The sequence below is a fragment of the bacterium genome (assembly GCA_037143175.1).
Classification (GTDB): Bacteria; Verrucomicrobiota; Kiritimatiellia; order CAIKKV01; family CAITUY01; genus JAABPW01.
Window position 1 is genome coordinate 1 of record JBAWZF010000070.1, and the last position, 11523, is coordinate 11523.

11 protein-coding genes are annotated in these 11523 nt (G+C 53.8%); 4 read left to right on the top strand and 7 right to left on the bottom strand.

Translation table 11 applies throughout. The annotated features are described in order from the left end of the window. Positions 1–1313, bottom strand: a 1313-nt coding sequence (locus WCI03_14095) for a DEAD/DEAH box helicase (protein ID MEI8140983.1), incomplete at its 3' end; no start/stop codon positions are given. Between the two features lie 231 nt (positions 1314–1544). Here WCI03_14095 and WCI03_14100 point away from each other — a divergent pair. Together WCI03_14100 and WCI03_14105 are read left to right on the top strand one after the other, a co-directional pair. Further along, entirely contained in the window at positions 1545–2051 is a 507-nt protein-coding gene (locus WCI03_14100) for a zinc ribbon domain-containing protein (GenBank protein ID MEI8140984.1), read from the top strand. A gap of 6 nt (positions 2052–2057) precedes the next feature. Further along, the gene (locus WCI03_14105; protein MEI8140985.1) at positions 2058–3116 is read left to right on the top strand and encodes a 3-deoxy-7-phosphoheptulonate synthase; all 1059 of its coding nucleotides are present in this window, start codon (positions 2058–2060) and stop codon (positions 3114–3116) included. Between the two features lie 11 nt (positions 3117–3127). Here the strand turns inward: WCI03_14105 and rnc are convergent, their stop codons facing one another. Together rnc and xerD are read right to left on the bottom strand one after the other, a co-directional pair. Beyond that, positions 3128–3841 carry a ribonuclease III gene (gene rnc, locus WCI03_14110; protein MEI8140986.1) on the bottom strand — a complete coding sequence of 238 codons (714 nt, stop codon included), beginning with the start codon at positions 3839–3841 and terminating at the stop codon, positions 3128–3130. 14 nt (positions 3842–3855) lie between these two features. After that, positions 3856–4743 carry a site-specific tyrosine recombinase XerD gene (gene xerD / locus WCI03_14115; GenBank protein ID MEI8140987.1) on the bottom strand — a complete coding sequence of 296 codons (888 nt, stop codon included), beginning with the start codon at positions 4741–4743 and terminating at the stop codon, positions 3856–3858. Positions 4744–4994: 251 nt separating this feature from the next. Here xerD and WCI03_14120 point away from each other — a divergent pair, with 251 nt between their 5' ends. Together WCI03_14120 and WCI03_14125 are read left to right on the top strand one after the other, a co-directional pair. Then, entirely contained in the window at positions 4995–6317 is a 1323-nt protein-coding gene (locus WCI03_14120; GenBank protein MEI8140988.1) for a CBS domain-containing protein, read from the top strand. A 10-nt stretch (positions 6318–6327) separates the two neighbouring features. Then, positions 6328–7569: an Nramp family divalent metal transporter gene (locus tag WCI03_14125; GenBank protein ID MEI8140989.1), complete on the top strand. Its 1242-nt coding sequence runs from the start codon at positions 6328–6330 to the stop codon at positions 7567–7569. Positions 7570–7572: 3 nt separating this feature from the next. Here the strand turns inward: WCI03_14125 and WCI03_14130 are convergent, their stop codons facing one another. The 4 genes from WCI03_14130 to WCI03_14145 form a co-directional block, all read right to left on the bottom strand. Beyond that, entirely contained in the window at positions 7573–8289 is a 717-nt protein-coding gene (locus WCI03_14130; GenBank protein MEI8140990.1) for a hypothetical protein, read from the bottom strand. A gap of 13 nt (positions 8290–8302) precedes the next feature. Continuing rightward, the gene (locus WCI03_14135) at positions 8303–10225 is read right to left on the bottom strand and encodes a nucleoside-diphosphate sugar epimerase/dehydratase (GenBank protein ID MEI8140991.1); all 1923 of its coding nucleotides are present in this window, start codon (positions 10223–10225) and stop codon (positions 8303–8305) included. 37 nt (positions 10226–10262) lie between these two features. Then, positions 10263–10697, bottom strand: coding sequence for a VanZ family protein (locus tag WCI03_14140; protein MEI8140992.1), 435 nt, complete (start codon positions 10695–10697; stop codon positions 10263–10265). Continuing rightward, positions 10690–11523, bottom strand: an 834-nt coding sequence (locus WCI03_14145) for a DUF4143 domain-containing protein (protein ID MEI8140993.1), incomplete at its 5' end; no start/stop codon positions are given. The genes WCI03_14145 and WCI03_14140, both read right to left, overlap by 8 nt.

Here is an 11523-nt window from a genome sequence, read left to right on the forward strand (position 1 = left end):
CCACCGCCACCACCGCCTCTCATCTGTCGGCGCGGGGGCGGGCGCGCATTGGCTCCCGTCGCGTTCCGAGCCGTCTCGGAATGAAATTCATGTGCCACATCCACCGGAATGGCCTTGCGGATCAACCGCTCAATCGCACGCAGAAATTCACGATCTTCGGCCGCACAAAATGCGACCGCATCACCTGAGGCACCCGCCCGGGCCGTTCTGCCGATTCGATGAACATAGGTCTCCGGCTCAAGAGGCAGATCGTAATTGACGACGTGGGTGATATCATCCACATCCAAACCGCGGGCCGCAATATCCGTGGCAACCAGCACACGGATCTTCCCCGCCTTAAACCCTGCTAGCGCCCTCGTTCGCGCACTCTGACTCTTATTGCCGTGAATGGCCTCAGCTGAAATGCCACACATCATCAACTTGTGCACCACTTTGTCGGCGGCATGCTTCATCTGCACAAATACAATCACGCGATTGATCGAGGGATCTTTCAGGAGCGAAGCCAAAAGGGAATCCTTATTGCCCTTATCCACAAAAAGCACTTTCTGGTCGATCTTTTCCACTGTCGGCTGTCCCGGTGTAATCGTTACATGAACAGGATCGTGGACCATCGTGCGCGCAAGTTCAACGACTTCCTTCGCCATGGTCGCAGAGAAAAAGAGTGTGTGGCGTTTCTTGGGCAAGGCGTTCAAAATCTGGCGGATATCGCGGATGAAGCCCATATCCAGCATCCGATCCGCTTCATCCAGAATAAATACTTCGACCTGATCCAAGCGGACATGCCCCTGCTGCATAAGATCAAGCAAACGCCCGGGTGTTGCCGCCACAATATCCACTCCACGGTTGACCGCCACCACCTGCGGCTGCTGCCCCACCCCACCGAAAATAGTGGTATGGGTCACATTCACATATCGGCCATAGGTCCGGATACTATCCCCGATCTGGGCGACCAATTCACGCGTAGGGCCCAGAATCAACACACGGGGCCGACCACGGGAAGGCACGCGCTTGTGCTGGGTCAGATACTGAAGAAGCGGCAGGGTGAACGCCGCGGTTTTCCCGGTCCCCGTCTGTGCACATCCAAGCAAGTCACGCCCAGCCAGCAGATGCGGGATCGCCGCCGCCTGAATAGGTGTGGGAATGGTATACCCCTCCTCGGCCACCGCGCGCTGCAATTCGGGAATTAAAGTGGCAAACACATCCGCAGACGCAAGATCGGCTGGGACAGCAGGACTGACGGGCGGTCGGTGCGCTGGGGCATGGTGGGAAGGGACCGCCGGGTGATGGGGGGCTGTTGGTTTTTGATTAGGCATAAGGCTGACTCTCTCTATAATCATCCGGTATATATCAGTTCTCACCTCCGGATGTGTGGAAGAGAAAGGTTTGCGTCAACCGCAAAAAAGGCGTAATTGCTTATTAATTAAACACTTCTGCCACTAAAAAGTAAAGGATAACCTTTCCCGTTTACAGGCGCAGGGTACAGGCGGTATTGACATCCGGGACGCCCCCCCTTAATTTTAAAGAATATTTGGAAAGGCTGATTTATGCCGATTTACGAATTTTACTGTCATAAATGCAATACGATCTATAATTTTCTGTCGCGCACCATTCAGCCCGACAAGCGCCCCCATTGCCCCCAATGCAAACGCATTAAGCTCGAAAAGCAAATTTCGGTATTTGCGCACACCGGCAGGGCCAAGGAATCCCCGGCAGGAGGTGAACCTGAAATGCCAATGGATGAATCCAAAATGGAGCGGGCCATGGATGCCCTCGCCCGTGAGGCCGACGGCATGAGTGAGGAGGACCCCCGGCAAGCCGCCAACCTGATGCGCAAGTTTTCGGATATGACCGGCATGAAACTCGGATCGGGAATGCAGGAAGCCCTGAATCGTCTGGAAGCCGGCGAAAGTCCGGACGAAATTGAGGCAGAACTCGGGGACCGATTGGAAAAGGAAGATCCCTTTATCATGCCCGACAAAGACAAAAAGGGATCCAGTAAAGGAACCCCACGGCCAGCACCCAAACGTGACGCCACCCTTCATGAAATGTAATAGCCTATGAGCACCCCTCCCAAAACAGAAAATCTCAACGTTCTTGAACTCATTCCACTGATCACTCCACACACCCTCAAACAGGAACTGGATGCCTCACCGACCATGCTTAGCAACGTGCTTTCTGCGCGCCAGACCATCAGGGATATTTTGGCAGGAAAGGATCCACGCCTCCTTGTAGTCATCGGCCCCTGCTCTATCCACGACCCGCTGGCTGCCCTGGAATATGCCGCCCGACTCGCCACACTCCGCAAGGAAGTCGAAAAAGAGCTCTTTGTTCTGATGCGGGTCTATTTCGAGAAGCCGCGCACCACCATTGGCTGGAAAGGCCTGATCTATGACCCACATATGGATGGGTCGGCCGATATCGCCTGCGGCTTACGCATTGCACGTCGTATGCTATTGAAAATAAACGAGATGGGACTACCCACCGCCACCGAAATGTTGGATCCCATTGTGCCCCAATACACCGCGGATCTGGTCAGCTGGGTAGCCATCGGCGCCCGCACCACAGAATCACAAACCCACCGACAGATGGCCAGCGGCCTTTCCATGCCAATCGGCTTTAAAAACCGGACCGATGGGAACGTTCAGGTGGCGGTAGATGCCATGGAGGCTGCTCGCCATCCTCAAAGCTTTTTAGGAATCGATGAAGATGGACACATTGCCATCGTCCGGACAAAAGGCAATGCATACGGTCATCTGATTCTACGGGGAGCAAAATCGGGCCCTAATTATGAGGCAGAAGGAGTCCGGGATGCTTGCGAGCGTATGAATGCCGGCCACCTTCGCCCCACTCTCATGGTGGACTGTAGTCACGGCAATTCGGGCAAGAATTTTGCGGCTCAGGAGAAGGTTTGGAATTCAGTCTTGGCCCAACGCATCAGCGGCAACAAGGCTATCATCGGAATGCTGGTCGAGAGTAACTTGTGTGAAGGGAGCCAGCCCATTCCCAAAGATCTTGCCGAACTACGTCACGGCGTTTCAGTAACCGATGAATGCGTAGGCTGGGATACCACTGAAAAAATGCTGAGGGAGGCATCCCGCGCCCTTCGGGCGCGGTAAAGCTACCGCGGCTATCGTCCTGCCAACAGCTTCCTGACGCCCACAATCGCCGCTTCGATCTCGGCGGCACGTTTACTGGAGCCTGTCCCCTGCCCCAGGCGAGCCCCACCGACAATCGCATCAACCACAAATACCTTGCGATGCGGAGGGCCTTCTTCGGAAACACAACGGTACTCAGGCCCACAGCTATAAAGCCCCTGGGAAAGCTCCTGCAGTTTTCCCTTCGGGTTATCCATCCATTCTTCCGTCGGCTTTTCGCCGAGTAACGGAATCAACAGCTTGATGACAATTTTTTCTGCCGCCTTGACGCCTCCATCGAGATACGCGGCGCCAATCACGGCCTCCAAGCCATCCGCCAGGAGCGCTTCACGCTTACGCCCCCCCGCCATTTCCTCCCCCTTCCCCAGCCTCATAAAATCGCCCAATTCGATATCGCGAGCCACTGCCGCCATCGCCTTCCCACTCGTCAACCGGCTCCTCATCTCCGTCAAGACTCCCTCATCCCCATCACAATGGATCCGATAGAGATGGGCCGCCACCAGGAAGCCGGCAATGGCATCACCCAGAAATTCAAGGCGCTGATTATCCGTGACCACATCCTTCACCTCATAGCGATAGGAGCGATGGAGCAACGCCGTCTCCAGAAATTCACGATCACTGAATTTGTAACCTAATCGCTTTTCCAATTCGCGATACGGATTTGGCCGTCTTAAGCCTAATATCATAACCACTCTCTTTCCTACGCCCGCGGGTGAAACTGCTGATGCACCGATTTTAACCGGTTTTGATCCACATGCGTATACACCTGGGTCGTTGCAATATCAGCATGCCCCAACATTTCCTGAATCATACGCAAAGGCGCACCGTTGGCTAGCAAATGTGTAGCAAAGGAATGCCGCAGGGTATGAGGCGACACCTCTTTCGTAATCCCAGCCCGCTTCGCAAAGAGTTTGATTTGTTTCCAAATCGTCTTGCGGCTGAATCCCGTCCCCCGCCGCGTGAGAAAAACCTGGCGCACAGCCGGATTCTTGACAAGCTTCGGGCGCGCCTCCTTGAAATAGCGCTCGATCGCCGCTCGCGCCGTCCCGCCCACCGGCGTGACCCGCATCTTATTCCCCTTGCCCACACAGCGGAGATAACCACTCTCGAGATGCAAATCTTCCAGGGTCAGATGGGTCAGCTCCGACACCCGGAGCCCCGAGGCATAAAGCAACTCCATCATGGCCCGATCCCGGACGGCCATCGGATCATCACCCGTTACAGCCTTCAGCAAGGCGTCGACTTCCTTTATCGATAATGTCGTGGGGAGAACTTTCCAGAGCCGGGGCGACTCCATGACGGCGGTCACATCTTTTTCAAGCAACCCCTCCTGAACCAAATAGCGGAAAAAAACTTTGATCGCCACCAAGCGCCGGGAAATGGAGTTCATCGCGAGCCCCCGGTCACGCTCGTGTTCCAGGTAGCCCAATAGAAGTTTCCGGGTCACTTCCCGGGGCACATGTACACCCGCCGTCTGGGAAAATCGTGAGAAGTCAGCCAGATCATGCCCATACGCTTCACGGGTCTTCGGGCTTAACCCGCATTCAAACGAAATGTGATCCAGAAATTGTTCAACCAAGGCTATCATTAAGGTCTTCTATAATGTTCAGCCACCTTTTGCAACTCCAGGCAACAGATAGCCTCATCAAGATTTATAGACAGAATTTACAAAATGTTAAAAATGGGGAGAAACCCCTTACTTTGTGATTCAAAACTATTTTGTTTATTTTGTTCATTCTGTCAGAGCTCCCCTGATTTTTGCCTTTTCAAGTGAGTCAAATCATGACTTTACGCTTGTTTCACCATATCCGCTCCCGTAGCATCTGCGGTTCACAGTTTATGGAAAAATCTCAAACCATTATCCCGAATTTGATCGCAGGGAGAGCGCAAAATAAAGGCATTCCGGCCGATAGCGCCCTGCCCGCAGTCGTTTTCTATAATCTTTCGGACTTATTGGGGTGCCCGATACGTTATGAAGATGAGGCCCGACCGTTCGCCCGTTTGTACGATATTGGAGGCTCAACGGCCACCGCCTACCCGCTGGCCATCGCACTGGAGTTAACACCACGCAAAGGCCGCCTCCATACCTTTGTACCCTGGAACGCCGTTCTCTCCATGACCGTTACGGAAACGGTCGTTCGCCGGATCACGGAACCAGCCCCCACCGCTGATTTCTGGGCACGCCGTGATGTGCTGGATGACCAGGTGGTCGATGTCTCCGGGGCCCAGGTAGTACGCGTCAATGACGTCCACCTGATCTATTCCGACAATAAACTGATCTTCGGGCATGTGGAAATCGGGCTGCGCGGAATCCTCCGCAGGCTCAGGTTTGAAAAAACGGTGAATTTCCTGACCCAATGGCTTTTTGACTACACCATTAAGGACAGCTTCGTCACCTGGCGTCACATTCAAGTGATGTCACCCGGCGGAGTTCCGGGCGGACTCCGGGTGGATAAGCTCTCCGACCGGCTTGCGGATATCCATCCTGCGGAGCTGGCAGACATTCTGGAGCAACTGGGCGTCAAAGACCGGCAAGCCCTCTTCAACTCAATGACGGTTGAGACGGCGGCCGACGCGCTGGAGGAAGTTACCCCCGAGTACCAGCGCACGTTGGTTTCCCACGGTGAGCCCGGGCGTGTGGCCGATATTCTCGAAGAAATGCCTGCCGATGAGGCTGCCGAGGTATTACGCGATCTTGGGCCTGACGCCCAGAATATCATTAGTCGCATGGAAGGTGACGCTGCCTCCGAAGTCAAAACTCTGCTCTCGCATAAAGAGGAGAGCGCCGGCGGGGTGATGGATTCTAACTGCATTGAAGCGCAACTTGGTGACACCGTCGCCTCGATTCTGGAGCGCATTCCCAAGTTAACCGAGACTGTGGAAGTCTACAATTTGATCTACATTGTTGATGAAAACAGGGTGTTAAAGGGTGTTCTAAGCCTGCGTGAATTATTCCGGGCGTCCCCTATGGCCCCCTTGGAAGGCCTGGTTTCTCACGAACTCATCACCGTACACCCGGAAACACGCTTGAAGGATGTGGCACGGGAATTCGCCAAATACGGCTTCCAGGCGGTGCCCGTCGTGAACGACGATGGAGTTCTGCAAGGCGTAGTACGTTACGACAGCGTCCTTTCGCACCTGGCTGATTTTCTAAACGATTGACGAAACTATTATGGAACGTTTGAAAAAATGGAGAACGCATCTGGCCCTGTTCGCTTTGGTGGTGGGGCCGGGAATCATTACCGCCAATGTGGATAATGATGCAGGCGGAATTGCAACCTATTCCGTTGCAGGGGCCAAGTATGGCTATTCCCTGTTATGGGTTCTGGCGCCCACTTGCTTCCTGCTGGTGCTCGTCCAGGAAATGTGCAGCCGGATGGGCGTGGTCACCGGCAAAGGACTGTCGGCGCTGATCCGTGAGCGGTTCGGACTGGGGATATCCTTCTACCTGATGATCGCGCTGTTTTTCACAAACCTGGGCAATGTGATTGCTGACTTTGCGGGATTGGCAGCCAGTGCGGAGATCTTTGGCCTGCATCGCTGGGCGGCGGTTCCCATTGGCGCCTTCCTACTTTGGCATATGGTCGTTAAGGGCTCTTACCGCACCATTGAAAAGGTCTTCTTCGTCGCCTGCGCCTTTTATGTATCGTATCTGGTGTCAGGCTTTATGGCGGGTCCTGATTGGAAACAGGCGATTCACGGGAGCCTGGTGCCGAACACAACATGGAATTCCGAGGTGCTATACATGATTGTCGGAATCGTGGGAACCACCATTGCCCCCTGGATGCAGTTCTACCAGCAGGCCAGTGTTGTGGAAAAAGGAATTCCGCTTAAGCATTACCGGTATTCCCAGTGGGATACGGTGGCTGGGGCCATTGTGGTGACGATCGTCTGTTATTTCATCATGCTGGCCTGTGCGGCCACGCTGCATCGCAATGGCATAGCAATCTCAGATGCCGGGGACGCCGCCATGGCTTTGAAGCCGGTAGCTGGCCGTTATTGCGCAGGGTTGTTTGCTTTCGGACTGATGAGCGCTTCTCTTTTCGGGGCGGCCATTTTACCCATTTCTACCGCAACCAGTATCTGTGAGGCCATGGGCTGGGAACGCGGAGTGAACCGGAAATTCACGGAAGCCCCCCATTATTATTCCCTCTATACCGTCGTTCTGTTTACAGGAGCCGCCGTGGCGCTGGCATCAAGCAAGGCGATGCTGATCCCGATTATGATTTTCTCGCAAGTGGTGAACGGGATCCTGCTGCCAGTGATCATTTTCTTCATGTTGCGCATCACCAGCGATAAATCCATTATGGGTGCGCATACCAATAGCCGGTGGTTTAACATCATCGCCTGGGGCGGCGCTATTATCACCGCCTCCATCAGCATCCTCATGGTGGTCATGACGCTGATTCAGTAAACATCAGACCTTAATGATCCGAACACCAGGTTTGGCAGGAGTTTCGGGGGAGCCCGGTACGGGCTGCAAATAAGGCTCAGAGGCGTACTGCGAAGTGGCCCTCAACTGGTCGAGGATCTCAGCCATGGAATCAAATGCGGCTTCGCATTCAGCAAGGATCACAGGCGTCTCTTCGGGAGAAGGGTTGTGTTTCAGGCGATAGATACACATGCTCATCACCGTAGCAGGCTGCCCCACATGGTGACACATGGCACCAATGCTTTCAATCATCACACGCTGGCGCTCTGCCCCAAGCTCCACTTCATGCCGTTTTTCGATCAGCATGATGCGATCTTCTGCCATATTGACAATACGCTCCATGTAATGCTGAACGGCAGCCAAATCATCCTCATCTTCCGTAAGGGTGACTTGTTCGGGGATACCTCCACTGGCGATGGTGCTCAAATAGTGCCGCAAGCGGACAATGCTCACAGGGTATTTGAAAAGCAAGGTGTAACCCAGCGTGATGACAAGAAATACCACACCACCGACACACCATGCGGCCAAGGGCGGCAATGGGTTACCATCCAAATGAGACTTCCAGGCCCAGGCAAGAATAAGAAAGGGAAGAATCGTAATGAGAACCGCCGCTACCGTAACCTGCCCCCAAGCCCCCCGCCGCGATAGCGAGAGGGACTTGCGATTGAGCGGGGATTGCAGATTTTGCGCGGCATCATTCATAAGACGGCATCCGTTAGGGAACGGGATCGGTAAAGCGCGAATCAATACACAACACGCTGGCGATGTTTGAAGGAGTGTAATCCGGAATGATGCGATTCAGTGTGGCCTTGATACGAACGGCATCGTGAACGTTGGCGTCTGCGGTAAGTTCGGCCAGACCTGACAGGATCTGGTCACGATGAGTTGAACTGGTAGCGAAATCACGCCGCAATACCATGATTTTCTCATGTTTTGTCGGAACAATCCCCTCGCCATGGGTAATGAGTTCCTCGTAGAGCTTTTCGCCGGGACGCAACCCCGTATAGATAATCTTGATATCCCGATCCGGTTCTTTGCCAGAAAGCCTGATGAGGTCGCGCGCCATGTCATCGATTTTGACAGGAGTCCCCATTTCCAAAATAAAGATTTCCCCGCCCTCTCCTAAAGAGCCAGCTTGAAGGACCAGCTGACTCGCCTCAGGAATGGTCATAAAATATCGGGTCATTTCGGGATCGGTCACCGTCACAGGTCCACCAGCCTTGATCTGGCTTTGGAATAGCGGAATAGCGGAACCGGAAGAGCCCACGACATTACCGAAACGAACCGCCATGAAACGGGTTTTGGAGGCGGGCCGGGATTGAAGCAGGATTTCCACCATACGTTTGCTTGCACCCATGACATTGGTCGGACGGACGGCCTTGTCGGTCGAGATGAACACGCATCGCTCGACTCCATATTTTTCCGCCATATCCATAACCACTTGGCTGCCTAGCACATTGTTATAAATGGCCTCCCAGGGATTCAACTCGACCATGGGAACATGTTTGCATGCGGCAGCATGGAAGACGACCTGAGGGCGATAATGCTCGAAGATTCGGCCCATCAAGGGACGATCCTGAACACGCCCCATTGCGGGTAAAATATTGAGGAACTTGCGCTCTGTACGCAACTCCATTTCCATGCGATACAAATTGAACTCTGAGCCCTCGATCAAAACCAAGGCCGCAGGCTTGAATCGAATAATCTGGCGACAGAGTTCAGAGCCGATGGATCCTCCTGCACCGGTAACAGCAACCGTCTTTCCAGTCAGATAGTGGCCTATTCCCTCGATATCCAATTTCACCGGCGGACGCCCAAGTAGATCCTCAAAATTAACCGGACGCAGGTCATTGATGGTTATCTGGCCATCGATCAAGGAGGTCAGGGATGGAAGGGTTCTAAACGGCAGTCCGGATTTTTCACAAACGGCGACAATTTCCCTCATACGCTCCCCCGTCACAGAGGGCATGGCGATAAGCGTCTCGGACGCCTGAAAGGCCTCGGCGAAACGCTTCAGGTGGCTGACCGGCCCGCGAACCGGCACCCCCAAAAGCGAGCGATGGTGCTTGGTAGAGTCATCGTCGAGACAGCAGACAATCCGATAAGGTGAGGTCGGGTTGCCCTGTACCTCGCGAATGAGCTTATCCGCTGCATCCCCTGCGCCAATGATGACAAGGTTGGTTTGATGAGGAGGAGTCTCATCAGCCTCCCCCTTCCAACCCGGGAACTTTTGACGAAGCGAAAACAACATCCGAATACCTGCCCGGATGCCGCCACAGAAGAAAAGGGTAAAAATGCTATCAGCAATAAAAACAGAACGGGGATAACCTGCGAACCGGATCATAAAAGTCAGGCCGGTCATTATAATGAGTGTGGCGAGAAGCGTTGCTTTCAGCAGGCGCAGGGCATCCGGCAGGCTGGTATACCGCCACATGCCCCGATAGACACCCATGAAGAAAAAAGTGGTCACCTTGACGGCAATGAGCCAAGGCAAAATAACCTCCATGTTGTGGTATTCACCATGGGGGATATTGAAAGAGAAGCGAACGCTGTAGGCGAGGAAAAGTGACGCCACAAAAAGCAGGACGTCAGCGCTGACCAAAAAATAGAAATTGCGATTTTTGAATTGTTGAATCATATAAGTAGTAAAGGTTGGATAATACAGAATTCAAAATTCAAAATCCAGAATTTAAGTTTTCAGAAAGGGCCAATCGTTCACAGCACCACGCCCCCAAGATCACGCCGATACCATCCATGCACATGTCCATCCACTCAAATGAGCGGCCTAAACCCGGCATGAGTAACTGAACACACTCGGTAGTTGCACCATAGGCGATCAGGGCCAGAATGAGGGCGATGCGCTTCCCACCCCTACCCCATGGATCGGGAATAGACCAACGCAACAAGCCTGCCAAAACGGCGAACATCCCGAAATGAACAAGTTTGTCCTGATACTTAAAAAAGACCTGTACATCCTCAAACGTCTTTGCAGGGGAAAGAAGCATCCAATTCACGAGAAGAATAAATGCGAAGGTAACTGTGCGGCGGGCATAAGCCGGCCAGTTCAGCCAGCCCCAGCGCATGGAAAGTGGAGAAGATAGTTTATTCATGATCAACCACCTCCGAGCAAAGTCGCCGCGTTTGTCCGAGCATGTAGAGTGGCAGGGACAACAGGCGGAATGATTTGGTATTCGAGTTCACTGGATTGGTCCGGGAATCCAGCAAGGAAGGGATGTCGCTGTTGAATCGCAATCCGAAGCCGGAGTGTTTCTCAGACAAAAAGAGATGGAGCGACTTCAGTCTACCCGTGGCGCCCGCCTTAACCTCTACGGGAATAACCGTGGGGCCATAGGCCATCAGGTAATCCACTTCCGCATTGGCGTTCGGCTTATCCCGCATCCAGCAGTGGAGAGAGGGCTCCTCATAGAAGGTGCCCGACTGCAACAGCTGCTGCCCGACAAGTTGTTCGCAAACGGCCCCGTTATTCACCAGAATCAAATCGGCGGCGTTCTGGATATCCAGCACGCGCAGTCCGCAGGAACGGCACAGCAAACCCACATCGAGAAAAAGCATCTTGAAGGTGCGGTCATCGGCTTCAGCCCCAAGGGGCACTCCATTGCCGTGGCTGTGCTTGATTTGGTGTGTGACGCGGGCCAGGCAAAGCAGGTGGAGTGCTACGCCCAGTTCCCGTGAACGATCATCCCTGTCAACATGGCTGTACATGAACTTGCGGCCAACGAGTCTGGGAACCGCCGAGAATATTTTCTCGATCCGCCGGTGTTCAGCCTTGGTGGAGTACTTGGAGAAATCGTCGCGGTAAGTGGACAAAATGACCTGTTGAACGTGTTCGCACTCCTGGTAGGACCCGGTCCGGGCAAACGCGGCCACGGCTTCCGGCATGCCGCCCACGACACAATATTGACGCATGAAGCCGAG